This window comes from Herpetosiphon geysericola (genome assembly GCF_001306135.1).
GTDB lineage: Bacteria > Chloroflexota > Chloroflexia > Chloroflexales > Herpetosiphonaceae > Herpetosiphon > Herpetosiphon geysericola.
Genome location: NZ_LGKP01000032.1, coordinates 45001 through 61066, shown reverse-complemented (window position 1 = coordinate 61066; position 16066 = coordinate 45001). Strand labels below are relative to the sequence as shown.

The following is a 16066-nucleotide window of genomic DNA, read 5'->3' as shown; positions in this document are numbered from 1 at the left end:
GCTGAGTCAAGGATGCTTAGTCCTGTTTTTTATGGTGCTACAGGGATGGTATTTAGCACCGCAGGGTTGATAGTCAAGATCTGACCAACGACCCATCCTTCGGTGCCATCGGGAAGCTTGATTTTGAACCAAGCACTATCGCTGCTGCGACCAGTCAAAGTCAGGTTTACACCTGCATCGACCGTCGTGACAACCGCGGCACCAGGCGCTGAGCGCACATTACCACCATTGAAGGTTACGGCAAATGGTGCATCGCCGCTCACTGGGGTAATTTTGTTAACTTCAGTAGCAGGCAAATCGATCGTGCTGCTATTAAGCCAGCCCGATTGGCCGCTTTGGCTAATCGCTACCAAGTACCACACTTCGCCGTTGACTGGCATTTTCACGACAATCCGCGCAATTTCGCCAGCGGTCACGTTGCCACGTTGGTTGGCTGGGCCATATGGGGTGGTGTAAATAATGCCTGGGCGGCTAATCACAACATTATCCAATGGCACTGGCACACCACCAGCAACGACAGTTGGTTGAACTGGCGGAGTAACTTGGGTTACTGGCGTCGAACCATCAGCTGGGGTTGGCACGACGGTTCCAGAAACTGGCTCAGTTGACTCAACCGTTGGAGTAACATCGACTGGAGTCACCCCTGCATCGCCCAAGAAACGATCAAGAGCATCACCCTTGATTTCAATTGGTTCGTTGGCTGTGGCCAAAACCGCACCCTCAGCGTTGGCAACCGTCACTTGGACAGTATATTCCGATGATTTGCGGCCATCTTCGTGGTCTTCGATTTCGGGAATAGTTAACCGCGCTTTGCCAGCAGCCACAGTCGTGGTCATGGCATCGGTATCAAAAAACTCAAAGGGGCGGCCATCTTCCAATAAGATTGCGCCCACTTGGCTATTGTCAGGGGCATCTGTGCTAATGTTGATTTGAGCCGTTAACTTGCCATCACTTACAATCATGCTGGCCCGCTCAATATCGAGCGCGGTTTGGGCCACGGGGGTTGGCACAATTTCTTCGTCACCACCTTGGCTGATTACGCCATAGGCCACCGCACCAAGCACCAGCAGCAGCACAAGGCCGACCAAAATCATGCCAAGCCCACCACCTTTTTTGGGTTCTTCGGGGGTTGGCAAGGAGGTATAGTCAGTTGGAACGTAGTCAGCAGGCAACGAAAGTTGATCGGGGACTTTTTTGCGCCGTAACTGCCAAACAGTCGTTGGCTGAGAACGTGGTGTTAAGGCAACTTGAGACATTCGGCTCGCCTCCCCCACGAAGTGTGGGTTACTAAAAAATGCAAAGTTATCGCTTTAGGGCGTATTATAGCGAGGAGAGATTGATTTGACAACGAAGCCAAGTTTTGGCTTTGATACAATAGCCTAGCATTAGTGTCAAGCGAGGTCGTCTTATGCGGTTGATCGTGGTTCGTCATGGTGAAACAGCCTGGAATGCTGAACGTCGTTATCAAGGCCATTTGCCCATTCCCTTGAATGCGCGTGGACGCGAACAAGCGTTACGTGCTGGTCAGCGGCTCGCCACATTAACAATTGATCAGCTTTATGCCAGCGATATTGCCCGCGCTTGGGAAACTGCCAGCATCATTGGCGCACACATTGGGCTGGCGCCCCTAGCATTGAGCGATTTACGCGAGATTAACGATGGTGATTGGGCTGGCCACACGCCAGAGGAATTGCACGATCTCTTTCCCGATCATATGCAATTAATCAAACTCAACCCCGACAGCACTCAACGGCTCAATGGCGAATCGTATCGAGAGTTGCAACAACGCATGGCCAACGCATTCGATCATTTCGTAGCCAATCATCGCGGCCAAACTGTGGTCGCAGTTTCGCATGGTGGGGCTATTCGAGCCTTGGTTTGCCATCTGTTGGAAGCCCCACTGCGCCATTTTGGCCGTTTGTGGCTCGATAACGGCGCATTCGTCGAAATTGTGGCCCATGGCGATGAATGGCGCGTTTTGCGGGTCAACGATGCAGCCCACCTCGATGGGGTGTTTGCCAAAGGCGAATGAGAGCAAAGAACATAGAGCATAGAACATAGATGTATTGGTTCATTGGATTGGCAACGCTGGACATGCCCTCACCCCCAGCCCCTCTCCCACTGAACGCGGGCGAGGGGAGCATCGGTTTTTACCGACGCATTGCGCAAGAACCACGGCGTTAAAGCCCGTCGCCCTTCGTGCTCTTCGCGCTCTTCGCGGTTTCAACCCTATGCTCTATGCTCTATGCTCTATGCTCTTTGTTCTTTGCTCTTTGTTCTCACTCCCGTGCTATAATCCCACGGTGAATTTTTTATGTCCTGTGAGGAGTATCAAACGAATGCGCCGAACAACCACGATTGCGCTTTTAGCGCTTGTATTAACCGCCTGTGGTTCAGCAGAATCAACCGCAATGCCAACGCTTGAGCCGCGCCCAACCAGCGCACCAACTGCCGAAGTTGCCCCAACCGAGGCCAGCACTGGCCGCCCAACGACGGCTCCAAGCGATACTGGCAGCAACACGAATCCAGGTTCGTCCAAGCAATATGCCAGCGAACCAGCAATGACGATTGATGTCAATAAGCAATACATCGCCACGCTCAAAACCCAAAAAGGCGATATTGTGATTGAACTCAACGCCAAAAATGCCCCCCGCACGGTCAATAACTTTGTGTTCTTGGCCCGCGAAGGTTTTTACGATAATGTAACCTTCCACCGTGTGATTCCTGGCTTTATGGCGCAAGGTGGCGACCCAACCGGCACCGGTATGGGTGGCCCAGGCTATGAATTTGTCAACGAATACGAAGATAAAACCAGCAATTTGCTGTTCGATAAGCCCGGGGTTTTGGCAATGGCAAACGCTGGCCCAAATACCAATGGCTCACAATTTTTCATCACCTTGGCTCCAGCGTTGCATTTGACCCCCGATGCCTATACAATCTTCGGCCAAGTTACCGCTGGCCAAGATGTGGTTGATCAAATTACGCCCCGCGATCCAGGCATGGGCGGCGCACCTGGCGATGCAATTTTGACCGTCACGATCGAAGAAAAATAGGCTTAGCCATGTGGCGTAGTCAGTAATTCGACTGCGCCACTCACCAAACTATAGTAGGCTCCCACAATGCGCAGCAACCCAGCGTGCTCACGTTGGGCCAATAATGGAATCTGCTGCAACTCCACCACCGTATGCAGCACATTTGCCCGAATCGCTGCATCCAATCGATTTGGATCATGAATATCAATTTCAGCAACCGCAGGCCGCAGATGATCAACTAAAACAGCAATCCGATCGGGCGCAGTCTGCTGCTGATCAAGCATCGAAATTGTTGCTTTGACCGCCCCACAATGCTCATGGCCAAGCACCACCAGCAACGGAATTTCCAGCACATCAGCGCCAAATTCAATGCTGCCAACCGTCACTTCATCGATTGCATGCCCTGCCGTGCGAATCACCAACAAATCGCCAAAACCACAATCAAACAACAATTCAGGAATCACCCGCGAATCGATGCAGCCGAGGATCATAGCAAAAGGATGTTGAGCTTGGGTTAATTGTTGGCGGTAGAGGCTATCGTGATGAGGATCGAGAGGATGGTTGGCGACAAAACGCGCGTTACCAGCAAGTAAAAAAGCCAGCGCCGCCGCCGCATCAACGGTTAATGTTTGCAGATCTGGTAAAACAACTGGTGGAGCCATAGGAAAACCCTTCCTTGTATGCAAAGCAGCCTTGCTCCCAGCATAGCAAACAGTGGCTCCAACACAGTTATGGTTCCGCTACCCAAGATGTGTATCTAAAGACTATGTTAATTCAGCATTCCCTTAGCGCAACATCGCATGTTGTGCAGGCAAAGGGATTTTAATTGTATGCGTTTTTTCGCCACCCTTCTGTCCCTGCGCCGGAGGGAAACGCAGAGGACTTTAATCCCCCTGCATCCCCTCAATTTCGATTGCTGGCGAACAATGAGTTTGTGATGAACTTGGAAAGCTCAGGGAATCTTATCTCCTAGAAAAACTCGACTATGCCGCTATCGAGGCTATAGTAGCCGCCAATAATGCGCACTTTGCCAGCTGCTTCAAGCTCGACCAACAACGGCGCTGCTTTCAGGGCGGCAACGGTCAACTTGGTATTTTCGCGCACCACAGCATCAAGCAAATCAGCAGGTTCATTGTCAGTGGCGGTGACTGCATCGAAGGCTGGCCGAATATGCTCCACAATCGAAACAATTTGGTCGGGGGCTGGCGTGTTGCTTTCGATCGATTCGATCGTGGCATTGACTGCACCACATTTTTGATGGCCCAACACCAGCACCAGCGGCGTACCCAACTCGGCGACGCCAAACTCAATGCTGCCAATTTCGACCGCATCAATCACATGGCCCGCAGTACGCACCACCAACAAGTCGCCAATGCCGCGATCGAACACTACTTCTGGGCCAACCCGTGAATCGACGCAACCAACAATTGTAGCAAACGGTTTTTGGCCTTTGGCCGTCGTGCTGCGTCGATTTGGGTCTTGGTTGGGATCAATCGTGCGATTGGTTACAAAACGGGCATTGCCATCTTTGAGCAGTTGTAATGCGCTATCGGCGTTAAATTCAGCTGGCTCAATCGTTGCAGCAGGCAGAAGTGTTTCTTCGGCTCCACAACCAGCCAACAAACCTAACGTCACAATGCCAGAGGCGCCTAAAAATTGACGGCGCGATAGTTTGCCCAAATCCATGAGCACAACTCCTTCGATAGCGATAATCCAATTTGCTGATTATAGCGATAAGCACAATGCCAATCAAGCATTGTGGGCTTGTTCTAAAAAGGCGCGAATTGCCCCATAGGCAATTTCTGGTTGCTCCAGTACGCTCATATGCCCAGCAGCGGGAATTGTGACCAAGCTGGAGTTTGGCAAGGCATTAACCATCGCATGCGCATCATGGGGCGTGGTAATTTGGTCGTCGTTGCCCACAATTACTAAACTTGGCATCGCCATCGTCGAAAGATATTGGGTTGAGTCGGGGCGACTGGCCATGGCATGGGCGGCGTTGGCAATCGTTTTGGGATTCGTCGTGAGCATCATGCTGTTCAGCCGTTCAACTAAACGCTGATCATCTGCATTAGCAGGGCTGAGCAATTTGGGCAGCATTTGGGCGGCAATCGGTGCAGCACCTTCGCGGAGAGCGGTCTCAGCAGTTTTAAGCCGATTTTGCTTGGCTTCGTAGTTGTCGGCTGTGGCTTTGGTATCAATTAACACCATTGCCCACAAATGCTCTGGATAGCGCCGCGCCAAATTCAAAGCAATATAGCCACCCATTGATAAACCCAGTACCGCAGCGCGATCAATGCCCAAACGATCCAACAATTCGATCAAATCGTTAGCCTGATCGTCGAGCGTCCAACTATCGCTGCCACTCGATTCGCCAAAGCCGCGCAGGTCGGGGCTAAGCACCCGATAGCGGCTAGCCAAGGCCATGCGGGCTTCATCCCACATTGAGCGATTGAACGGGAAGCCATGAATACACAGCACAACTTCGCCATCACCAGTATCATCGTACATCAAACTATGGCCACGAACGTCAATCGGGGGCATGAGCAAGCTCCTTCCAAAACAATACACTCGTTGAGCGTGGACGCGGTACAATAGCATGCTAGGAGGGTCATTATGGATTGGCAGCTTTATATGCGTCCAGGGTGTCATTTATGCGACGAAGCCGAGCAGTGGCTAGAAGCGCTAGCCCACGAGTTTCAGGCTCAGCTGGTCTGTATCAATATTCTCGATGATATAACGGTGTATGAGCGTTATAAGTATAAGATACCTGTGCTGCAAATTGCAGCCCAATCTTGGTACTATCCGTTTAATGAGACTACCATCCGCAATGCACTCAACTCTATACCGAATCCAAATCAAGGAGTTTAACCATGCTAGGCCGTTTAGCCTCATTTGGATTGATTGTATGCCTGCTGGCTGCATGTGCCAGTCAAACCAGCTCCACAGCACAAAGCCTGCCAGCCGCAACCGTAAGCCTCGCCCAAAATTTGAGTTTGGCCGAAGGTACGGTGCAAATTGGCGAGCAAATTCCCGAGCTAAGCTATGAGCAAGCAGGCAAAAAAGTCGCGCTCAGCGATTTTCGCGGCAAAGTCGTGGTGCTCAATTTTTGGCAAACTACTTGTGTGCCATGCCGCACCGAAATGCCCGATTTCGAGGCAATTGCCCGCGAACGCCAAGATGTGGTCTTTATTGGTGTGAACAAAGATGAAAATGCCGAGGTTGTGCAGCGTTTTGCCAGCGAAGTTGGGGTAAGCTATGTATTGCCACTTGATCGCGATGGCAGCATTAGCAAAGCCTTTAATGTCAATTATCTGCCCACAACCTACTTTATCGACCGCGATGGGCTGGTGCAAAAAATCCATGTTGGCGCCATCAGCCGCTCGCAAGCCAATAAGCTGATCAGCGATTTTGGGCAACCCTAAGCGCTGAAACCAACCCCCAAGTAGCAGGAGTAAGCCCGATCATGAATGACCGTGATCTCAATCGTTTAGTGCTTGAAAAGGCCAAGCAGCAAGTTGAAGCCCGCAAAGCCGAGCGCGAAGTGCTGGTGCAAGAAGCACGGAAGCCCAAACCGCTGCCAGAGCGCGATGAACGCCCAGCCTTATGGGGCTTGCTCGGCGTCTTGTTGACCTTGACCATCGCTGGCCTGTTTTTGATTCCTGGTGGATTCACCGAAAAACTCAGCTGGGTGGTGCATGGCGTTTGCTCCAAGGAACATACCTTAAGCCTTGGCGGCACGATGATGCCGCTCTGTCAGCGCAATACTGGCTTATATAGCGGCTTTTTGGCGACGATTATCACCTTGGTTGCGATGGGCCGTGGCCGCGCCGCCAAATTGCCACCCTTGGCCATTGGGATTGTGCTGATTCTGAGCGTTGGCTGGATGGGCAGCGATGGCTTTAACTCGCTGCTGCTTGATATTGGCAACTACAATCTCTACACACCGCAGCCAATCTTGCGCATTCTCTCTGGCTTGGCGATGGGCATTAGCATGGGCACGATGATCTTATTTGCCTTCAACATTAGCGTGCGCGCCAACGCCCGCACCGACCAACGAATTATTGGCGGGTGGCGCGATTACGCAATTTTGGTGGCGGTAGCGATTTGTCTGTTTGTGCTGACCCAACTGGCCTCGCCGTTTATCGCCTATCCATTGGCAATCTTCAGCACAGTGGGCATTCTCAGCGTGATGTTTATCGTCAATATTATGATTATTGCGATGATTACCCGCAGCGAAAATACGGTTGTGCGCTTGACCCAACTGGCCCGCCCAGCAATGGTTGCCTGTGTGATGACGGCAATTGAATTTGGCTTATTGGCGTGGCTGCGAATCATCATGGAACGCTCAGTGGCTTAGTGAATTTTTTGGAGGTATCTTGGCATGCCACAGGCTGCAATTAATGGCATTACGCTCAATTATGAAGTCGCTGGAAACGGCGCACCCTTACTGTTAATTATGGGTTTGGGCGGCACGCTCGATGGCTGGCGCAAAGAGTTGCCATTCTTAACTGACCATTTTCAAGTGATTTATTTCGATAATCGTGGGGTCGGCCAAACTACTGCCCCAACTGATTTCACCGCCTATAGCATGGAGCATTTCGCCGCCGATGCCATTGGCTTGCTTGATCATCTTGGCATCGAGCGCGCCCACGTTTGGGGCGTTTCAATGGGCGGGATGATCGCCCAACATGTGGCGCTGAATTACCCAGAACGAGTGCAAGGCTTGGTCTTGGGTTGTACGCTCTCGCACTCCACCAACGACCCAAGCGCTATTCCAACCCTGCCCGCCGAGTTTCAGGCCGAAGCGAGCAACCTTGCCCCAGAAGCTTGGGTATTGGAATTGATGCTCAGCGGAACCCAAAAAAGCGCGGAGCAAGTGATGCACGATAGCGTACGCTTTAATTTTGCTCCGGCCTTTGTTGCCGCCCATCCCGATGTCATCGAAGAATATATCGAGGTTGGGATGCGCAATCATGGCCCAGCGCATGGCTTTATGGGCCAATGGAGCGCAATTATGAATCACAGCACGATCGAGCGCCTGCCCAAGCTTCAACACCCAACGCTGGTGCAACATGGCGATGCAGATGCCTTGGTGCCAATTGGCAACGGGCGATTGCTGGCATATTTGCTGCCCAATGCAGAATTCCAGTTAATCCCTGGGAGCGGTCATTGCTATTTCATCGAGCAGCCAGAGCTAGCCAGCCAAGGAGTCACGGCGTTTCTGCAAAGTCTCTAAGGATATGGCATGATTGTTGAGCAGGCTGGTCGCACAGCCTGCTTCTTTTTTTAGCTGAGGAAGCGTGCATGCAGCCAAAGTACCGAGCATGGTTGGCCGGAGCCAAAGCCGAGCTACCAATTATTATTGGCGGAATTCCGTTTGGGATTATTTATGGGGTAACTGCATTAAAACTTGGCTTATCGCCATGGTTCATTCAAGCTATGTCGACGATTGTATTTGGCGGCTCCTCACAAATGATTATTGCCCAAATGTTTGGTGCATTTTCGCCCAATCTGGCGATTATTCTCACATCGACGGTGGTCAATTTACGCCATGCCTTGTATAGCGCCTCGCTTGCGCCGTATGTGCAACCGCTCAGCCGCTGGTGGAAGGTACTGTTGGCCTATTTGCTGACCGACGAAGCCTATGCGGTGGCGATTACCAACTATCAAGAACGCAACGACCCTGAACATGGTCATTGGTTCTTTTTTGGGGCTGGCTTTATGCTCTGGATCTCATGGCAAATCAGCACAGCAATTGGTATTTTGGTTGGCAGTCAACTGCCGCCTATGCCAGTCTTGGATATTGCGGCGGCGCTCACATTCATTGGCATTGTGGTTCCAATCTTGCGTGATAAAGCGCTGATTGCTGCGGCGGTAACTGGGGCCAGCGTGGCGGTGCTTGCATCTGGTTTGCCCTACAAACTCGATTTAATGGCAGCGGCAGTCGTGGGCATTGGGGTTGGCTTAGCGATTGAAGGGAAGCAAGCATGAGTCTGTGGCTCACGATTGTGGTGATTGGCGTGATCACCTTTGGGATTCGCTATTCGTTCATTGGGCTGCTGAATAACGCCGACTTTCCAGCAATCATTCAGCGCGGCCTGCGCTTTGTGCCAGCGGCAGTGTTGGCGGCGATTATTGCCAGTGATTTAGCGATTAGCAATCAGCAGATTGATCTGATTAATCCCAAAATGGCAGCTGGGGCAATTGCGATCATTGTAGCTTGGTATAGCCGTCAAGTAATACCAACCCTAGTTGCTGGATTTATCGTGTTTTTGCTGCTCAATTAGTTGCAGGTCGGGCAGTTCTCCCGTAGAATAGAGAGGCAGCATCCTTGATCGACAAAGGAGACGACACAATATGCAGCTGATTGGCAATCTCGGCATTTTAGGCTTTGGCTTAGCGCATCTTGTGCTTGGAGCCGTTTTGTTAGCGACAGGCTATCGCACCCTAACCAAGGAAATTATTCCACGCTTAATTGAAGCTCGGCCTAGTGTCGGCGCACGCGTAGGAGCAGTTTTGGGTGGGGTCGGTTGGACAGTCGCCGTTGCGCTGTTTTGCTTCCTAGTTGCGGGGCGGGCCGCCCAAATGGTGTTATAAGCCATTGTTGCAACGCTCAACGAATCAACAACAGCATAATCGCATTGATCGTATCAACACTATTTACACTGAGGCATTATGCGTTCATCGATTCGTCAACGTTTTGGCTTGGGCCTGATCATTCTGGTGATTGTGGTGGGCAGTGCCAATCTCATTGCCCGCTGGTCACTGGGTAAGTATCGCACTGATGTCGAGGCGCTGATCGATCAAACGATTCCGCAGCTCGATTCATTGCTGCGGTTGCAAACTAGCGCTCAAGGCGTTACCCAAAATACACTAGCCTTTTTACAAACCAAGGATGATCAATACTTGCTCTCGCGGACTGGCTGGGTGCGCGAAACTGAACGCCTGATTGGCGTGATGGATGGCTTGACTGGCGACACCAATCAGCCAACCCAAGAATCGTATGTTGCGCTGCGCCGTTCAGTCCAATCGATTATTGAAGATACGCAACTTTTTATCGATAAAGCTGCTACCGATGATCCCCGTGTGATTGAGCGCCGCTTCGACCAAGTGCGCGATTTGAATTTATCCTTCGATACCCGCTTCAAAGCGTACCGCGATTTAGTCACCGATGAGGGCGTTCAACGCCGCGCCAATATCTCCAACAACCCCTTGCGCTATATGAATGTGCTTGGGGGAATTGCCCTTTTAGCGCTGATCGGGCTGATGATCTTATTTCAATATATGGTGTTCAAGCCAATTCGCGCATTGCAACAAACTGCCCAAACCGTGGCTGCTGGCGATTATCAGCAACGGGCCGAGGTCAAGCGCCTCGATGAAATTGGCGATGTGGTGGTGGCCTTCAACCATTTGCTCGATAGTATCAACAGCGAGCAACAAGCCTTACGCGATCAGGTTGAACGCGTCGATCAAGCGCGCAACGAGGCCGAAACTGCCCGCAGCGATGCAGCCGCCCAACTCGAAACGATTCAAAATCAACGGGCAATTATTCGCTCAATGAGTGTGCCGATTTTGCCTGTTGGCAAGCGCATGTTGGTTGTGCCATTAATTGGCGAACTAGGCCCACAACGGCTTAAAACCTTACAAACCAACGTGCTTGGCCGCATCTCAAGCGACCGCCCGCGCTGGATTATTATCGATGTTACGGGCGTGCCAGTAATTGACAATTTGGTCAGCCAAGCCTTCTCAGAGCTGATCGATAGCGTGCGGCTATTGGGCAGCGAGCCAATGTTGGTTGGCATTCGGCCAGAAGTTGCCCAAGCGCTCGTTTCCACCGGCATGAATTTCAATAGTTTGGTGGTTGAGGCGACCTTGCAAGCAGGCATTGCCTACGCCGAACGCCATAGTTAAGCAATCAAAACAATCAGCCCATGGTTGGTGCTTCTGCTCTGCGCAGGCTGCAACACAAACCATGGGCTGATTTAATCGGGCACTTATTGGCGATTCATGGCGTGAATCATCTTCAGGCCTTCGTGAGTAAGCCATGGATCAACGTGATCGATCACATGAGTTTCGCCAGCAATAATATCGGCGATAACTTCTGCTTGGCCGCCAGTTGCCACCACCGTGCCACGCGCGCCAAGCTCCTGCCACATGCGCGTAACCAAGCCTTCAACTAAACCCGCATAGCCCAAAACAATCCCCGATTGCATATAGTGCGAGGTGTTTTTGCCAATCACTCGTGGCGGGCGGGCTAATTCGACGTGATAGAGCTTAGCGGCAGCCCGAAACAACGCATCAGCAGAGATGCCAATCCCAGGTGCAATTGCCCCACCAATATAATCGCCTTCAGCAGAAATCACATCGAATGCTGTTGCTGTGCCAAAGGCAATTGCAATCACTGGCCCGCCGTAGCGGCGAAAGGCAGCTACCGAGTTGGCAACCCGATCAGCGCCAAGTTCGCGCGGCGTGTCGATCAACAAACGCATACCAGTTTTGATGCCTGGGCCAATGACCACTGGCTCAACATTCAAATAGGTGCGGCTCAATTCGCTAAAAACACTGGTTAATGGCGGCACAACGCACGAAATTGCACAACCCTCAATCTGATTAATCGAGATGCCCCGCAGCTCAAACAAACTGCGCACCAAAACCGCATATTCATCGGTTAATTTTTGGCGTTGGGTCGATAACCGCCAATGCGCCACCATCTGATCGCCATCCCATGCGGCGATTTTGCTATTCGTATTGCCAATATCAATCGTAATTAACATGTTGCTTTTCCACATCAGCGTGAATCAAAAATCCAATCCATTATTGCATACTTTTGCTTTTTCAACTATTTTTAACAATTCGTCAATGCACGCAGCAACGAAACAATGATAATATAAGCACAGAATTAGCTCTTTTTTGGCTAGGGAGCGTACCCGTGGCCGTTCAAGTTTGGATTGGCGAAAAGCCCGAACACCCCAATGAGCGCAAAGCAATTATTGCCTTAGCCAACGGTCTCGACCGCTTGGAAGGCCTATATGTCATGCTGGCGAATTTTAGCGTCGGTGGCCATACCATTGACCTTGTGGTGTTAAAGAACGATGCAGTCTTTATTGTCGAAATGAAGCACTGCGATGGCAAGGTTTATGGCTCGGTCAATGGGCGCTGGAAGGTTGTCAGTAGCTCAGGTTCGGTCAAATGGCTCAATCAAGGCCGCAAAAATCCCTACAATCAAGTGATTGCCTATTACTACGCGGTGCGGAATTTCTTGCACGACCATCAGCACGAAATTATGTCGGAGCAAAAGGCCAGCCAAACCGATTTTCGCGCATGCAAACGCCTGATCGTAATTTCGCCTATTTTGGAGCGTGGCTCGGAAATTAATCTCGATTGGCGGGTCAATGTCAAGGGCTTAGATGAATTACCAACCCACTTAGTGACTGAGCGCACCGACGAAATTAGCTTCACCGACGAGGAAATGCTCAAGATTCCGCGTTTGCTGAATTGCTCGATCTGGGAAGAGGTTAATCAATTGGTGGCTGGGGTCATGCCCGCGTGGGATGACACGCCTTCTGATCCGCCGCCGCCAGTTATCGTGCCTGAGCCAATTGTTGTGCCAGAGCCAGTTATCGAGCCAGCATTGCCCAAAACCTGGCAACAACGGGTGCGCGATAGTTCGCTGCGCACCCGCTTCAATGTATTAGGTTGGGCGGTTATTTCGCTCTTGTTGATTTTGGTGCTGGTGCAGGGCCGCAATATTACGATTATCTCAAATGCACCAACGCCTGAGATCTATGGCACAATTCCAGTTCCGGCGGCTTCGCCAACGCCAAGCGGCTGTATCACCACCTTTGGCCAGACCATTCGCAAAGCCCGTGATCCTGTTTCCTATCAATGGTATACGATCGATAGTCGCGCCAGCGAAGAGGCCTATGTGGCAGTAACCCTTGATCGGGTGCAATTTTGCGCTGATCAGATCGTGCTGCATTGGAGCGTGCAAAATACCACCCCGGGAATTGTGCAATTGGGCCTAACGAATAATAATATTGCGGTCAGCGATACCAGCGGGATTGTCTATCGTTTGCGCGAAGAACGCCAAACTATTCGCGTGCGCAACGGCAAAATGAGCACTGGCACGGCAACGATTCCACGCTCAGTCAATTCAAATGCCAATACTTTAACCATCGAATTGCTCAACGAGCCATTTGGCGGCCAATTGTGGACGGTGCAAGTACCGAAGAAGTGAGAACAGAGAGCATAGAACATAGGATTTGGATTATTGATCCACGAAGGGCACGAAGGGCACGAAGCCTGAAACCACGAAGGACGCGAAGATCACGAAGTGAAGACTTTTGCCTTTTGACTTTACTATGGCGCAACTAACTGGCAACTTAGAACGCATCACCTATCGCTCGGAAGAAACGGGATATACCGTGGCGCGTTTGAAAGCCCAAGGCCAGCGCAGTGTGATCACGATTGTTGGGCGCTTGCCCGATGTGCAAGTGGGCGAAAGTTTGCAGCTCGAAGGCGAATGGACTGAGCATCGCACCCATGGGCGGCAATTTGAGGTCAGCAGCTATCAAACCACCCGCCCAACTGGCAACGAAAGCATTGTGCGCTACTTGGCTTCTGGTTTGCTACCTGGCATCGGCCCAGTCAATGCCCAACGCATTGCCGACACTTTTGGCGAAGCAACTCTCGATGTGCTCGACCAAACGCCCGAACGCTTGCGCGAGGTCAAAGGCTTGGGCACCAAGAAAATCGCTGCAATTATCGCCGCCTGGCAAGAGCAACGCTCCATCAAGGCCTTGTTGGAGCTAGGCCAAGCAGTTGGGCTGACCACAGGTTTGGCGTTGCGAATTTTTCGCCATTACGGTGAGCAAGCCAGCCACATTGTACAGCACGACCCCTATCGGCTTGCCTTGGAAATTGAAGGCATTGGCTTTCCAAGCGCCGACCAAATTGCCCAAGCCTTAGGCGTAGCTCGCGATGCGCCAAGTCGGGTGATTGCTGGCTTGCGCTATACCCTCGGCACAGTTGCTAACAGCGAAGGCCATTGCGCCCTACCTCAAGCAGCATTAATCGAACAAACCCAAGCCATTTTGGAATTGCCGCGTAACTTGATTGCTGAACAATTGGCGCTTGCCACCGAAGCGGTCTTGTTGGTGCTCGATGGCGATTTGGTTTATTTGCCAGCTTATTACCATGCAGAAACCGAGTTGGCCGCCAATTTGCGACGCTTGCAACAATTGCCCAGCGCAATTCAACTGCGTTTCAAGCAGCAAAGCGATGCCATTATTCTGCGCCAGTTGCATAACGCCAATTTCGATTTAAGCGAACGCCAAGCAGAAGCAGTGCTCGCCGTATTGCGTTCAAAAGTAGTGTTACTGACTGGCGGGCCTGGGACTGGCAAAACAACAACGGTGCAGGCGATTTTGGCTTTGTTGCAACAGGTAGGTTTGCGCACAATTTTGGCCGCGCCCACTGGTCGCGCTGCCCGCCGCCTCAGCGAAACGACCAATCATCCAGCAGCCACGCTGCATCGCACCTTGGAATATGCTGGCGGCGCTGGCAACGACCGCTGGGGCCGCAATGAGCACAATCCCTTAGCCGCCGATTTGGTGGTCATTGACGAAACTTCAATGCTCGATATTTTGTTGGCGCATCATGTGGTTAAGGCTTTGGCGCCAACCACTCATTTGCTTTTGGTTGGCGACCCCGATCAATTGCCAGCGGTTGGGGCTGGCGCGGTGCTGCGCGATTTATTGGCGAGCAACAGCATCACAACCGTGCATTTGGATACGATTTTTCGCCAAGCAGCCGATAGCCAAATTATTACCAATGCCCACGCTATCAATCAAGGCCAACTGCCGAGTGTCAATCGCGGCGATTTCTATTGGTTTCCGCGCAGCAATCCTGCTGAATGTAGCGCGATGATCGTTGAGTTGTTGACAACCCGTATTCCGCGCCAGTTTCCCCAATTCGATCCCTTGCGCGATATTCAAGTGTTGGCGGCAACCCATCGCGGCGCAGCTGGTGTGCTCGAACTTAATAGCCAACTGCAAGCAGCGCTCAATCCGGCCAAGCCAAATCTGCAAGAAGCAACTCTTGCAGGAACCCTGTTTCGCGAAGGCGATCGGGTGATTCAGACCCGCAACAATTATGATCTCGATGTGAGCAACGGCGATTTGGGGCTGATTCAAAGCATCGACCACGATGAACGCACCGTCAGCGTCTATTTCGATGATACGCGCACGGTGGTCTATCAATGGAATGAATTTGATGAAGTGGCCTTGGCCTATGCAATTAGCGTCCATAAAGCCCAAGGCTCGGAATACCCGGTGGTGATTGTGCCAATGCTACGCTATTACAATGTGCTGCTCAATCGACCTTTGCTATATACGGCAATTACCCGCGCCCGCCAATTGGTCATTTTGACTGGCGATTGGCAGGCGGTCGAGTTTGCCATTGCCCAGCGCCGCAGTGTCCAACGCATCACTGGGCTGATGCAGCGGGTTACAGAACATAGAGCATAGAACATAGAGCATAAAGCCAACAGAACATAGAGCATAGAACATAGAGCATAAAGGCAGAAGGCAAAAATCAAAATAATCTGTGGAATCTGTAGCGAAATAATAAAGCCGTTGTATGCTTCATCGATCACGTTTTTAACCCAGAGGCGCAGAGGGAAGTATGGCTATTGGCTCTAGGCTCTTGGCTATTGAAAGCATAATCAAAACAATCTGGGCAATCTGTGGCTAAAATAATCTAATCATTAGTGCAATTCGTGGAATTCGTGGCTAGGAAGAACCTAATCAAAAATAATCTGGGCAATCTGTGGCGAAAAAATGTGCTTCGTGATCTTCGCGTCCTTCGCGGTTTCAACCTTCGTGCGCTTCGTGCTCTTCGTGGATCAACTCCGCTCTAAACTCGATAGACAAAGCCCAAGAATCACGTATGCTAAACAGGATCAGTCGATTTAGGGCCTGTTTTTAGCTTTTGCTTGGAGTTTGGGGCGTATAATGCCCTTAACTGAAGTA

Annotated in this window: 17 protein-coding genes; 12 read left to right on the top strand and 5 right to left on the bottom strand. The window is 51.4% G+C overall.

Annotated elements, in window-relative coordinates:
- Positions 1–29: 29 nt before the first annotated feature.
- Positions 30–1256, bottom strand: a complete 1227-nt coding sequence (locus SE18_RS20085) for an SH3 domain-containing protein (protein WP_054536260.1) — start codon at positions 1254–1256, stop codon at positions 30–32.
- A 152-nt stretch (positions 1257–1408) separates the two neighbouring features.
- On the opposite strand from SE18_RS20085, the gene SE18_RS20080 reads away from it, so the two are divergent.
- Positions 1409–2032, top strand: coding sequence for a histidine phosphatase family protein (locus SE18_RS20080; protein WP_054536259.1), 624 nt, complete (start codon positions 1409–1411; stop codon positions 2030–2032).
- Positions 2033–2339: 307 nt separating this feature from the next.
- Positions 2340–3053: a peptidylprolyl isomerase gene (locus SE18_RS20075; protein ID WP_330218470.1), complete on the top strand. Its 714-nt coding sequence runs from the start codon at positions 2340–2342 to the stop codon at positions 3051–3053.
- Positions 3054–3055: 2 nt separating this feature from the next.
- On the opposite strand, the gene SE18_RS20070 is transcribed toward SE18_RS20075, so the two are convergent.
- From SE18_RS20070 to SE18_RS20060, 3 genes are all read right to left on the bottom strand, one after another.
- Complete coding sequence (locus SE18_RS20070) at positions 3056–3694, bottom strand: carbonic anhydrase (protein WP_054536258.1); 639 nt, start codon at positions 3692–3694, stop codon at positions 3056–3058.
- Between the two features lie 307 nt (positions 3695–4001).
- Entirely contained in the window at positions 4002–4718 is a 717-nt protein-coding gene (locus SE18_RS20065) for a carbonic anhydrase (RefSeq protein ID WP_054536257.1), read from the bottom strand.
- A gap of 63 nt (positions 4719–4781) precedes the next feature.
- A complete protein-coding gene (locus tag SE18_RS20060; RefSeq protein WP_054536256.1) occupies positions 4782–5576 on the bottom strand; it encodes an alpha/beta fold hydrolase in 795 nt (264 codons plus the stop codon).
- Positions 5577–5648: 72 nt separating this feature from the next.
- On the opposite strand from SE18_RS20060, the gene SE18_RS20055 reads away from it, so the two are divergent.
- From SE18_RS20055 to SE18_RS20020, 8 genes are all read left to right on the top strand, one after another.
- On the top strand, positions 5649–5903 hold the full coding sequence (locus SE18_RS20055; protein WP_054536255.1) for a glutaredoxin family protein: 255 nt from the start codon (positions 5649–5651) through the stop codon (positions 5901–5903).
- Positions 5904–5905: 2 nt separating this feature from the next.
- Positions 5906–6457, top strand: coding sequence for a TlpA disulfide reductase family protein (locus SE18_RS20050; RefSeq protein ID WP_054536254.1), 552 nt, complete (start codon positions 5906–5908; stop codon positions 6455–6457).
- Positions 6458–6498: 41 nt separating this feature from the next.
- Complete coding sequence (locus tag SE18_RS20045) at positions 6499–7392, top strand: DUF2085 domain-containing protein (protein ID WP_054536253.1); 894 nt, start codon at positions 6499–6501, stop codon at positions 7390–7392.
- Between the two features lie 24 nt (positions 7393–7416).
- Positions 7417–8271, top strand: coding sequence for an alpha/beta fold hydrolase (locus SE18_RS20040; RefSeq protein WP_054536252.1), 855 nt, complete (start codon positions 7417–7419; stop codon positions 8269–8271).
- 68 nt (positions 8272–8339) lie between these two features.
- On the top strand, positions 8340–9026 hold the full coding sequence (locus tag SE18_RS20035; RefSeq protein WP_054536251.1) for an AzlC family ABC transporter permease: 687 nt from the start codon (positions 8340–8342) through the stop codon (positions 9024–9026).
- Positions 9023–9322, top strand: coding sequence for an AzlD domain-containing protein (locus SE18_RS20030; RefSeq protein ID WP_054536250.1), 300 nt, complete (start codon positions 9023–9025; stop codon positions 9320–9322). The genes SE18_RS20035 and SE18_RS20030 overlap by 4 nt, the downstream gene beginning before the upstream one ends.
- Before the next feature lie 70 nt (positions 9323–9392).
- Entirely contained in the window at positions 9393–9632 is a 240-nt protein-coding gene (locus SE18_RS20025; protein ID WP_054536249.1) for a hypothetical protein, read from the top strand.
- A 78-nt stretch (positions 9633–9710) separates the two neighbouring features.
- A complete protein-coding gene (locus tag SE18_RS20020; protein WP_054536248.1) occupies positions 9711–10946 on the top strand; it encodes a HAMP domain-containing protein in 1236 nt (411 codons plus the stop codon).
- An 83-nt stretch (positions 10947–11029) separates the two neighbouring features.
- Here the strand turns inward: SE18_RS20020 and SE18_RS20015 are convergent, their stop codons facing one another.
- Positions 11030–11809: a type III pantothenate kinase gene (locus SE18_RS20015; protein WP_054536247.1), complete on the bottom strand. Its 780-nt coding sequence runs from the start codon at positions 11807–11809 to the stop codon at positions 11030–11032.
- Between the two features lie 155 nt (positions 11810–11964).
- Between SE18_RS20015 and SE18_RS20010 the strand changes: the two genes are divergently transcribed.
- Both SE18_RS20010 and recD2 read left to right on the top strand, forming a co-directional pair.
- Entirely contained in the window at positions 11965–13272 is a 1308-nt protein-coding gene (locus SE18_RS20010; RefSeq protein ID WP_054536246.1) for a nuclease-related domain-containing protein, read from the top strand.
- Positions 13273–13396: 124 nt separating this feature from the next.
- Positions 13397–15562, top strand: a complete 2166-nt coding sequence (gene recD2, locus SE18_RS20005) for an SF1B family DNA helicase RecD2 (protein WP_054536245.1) — start codon at positions 13397–13399, stop codon at positions 15560–15562.
- The last annotated feature ends 504 nt before the right edge of the window (positions 15563–16066 follow it).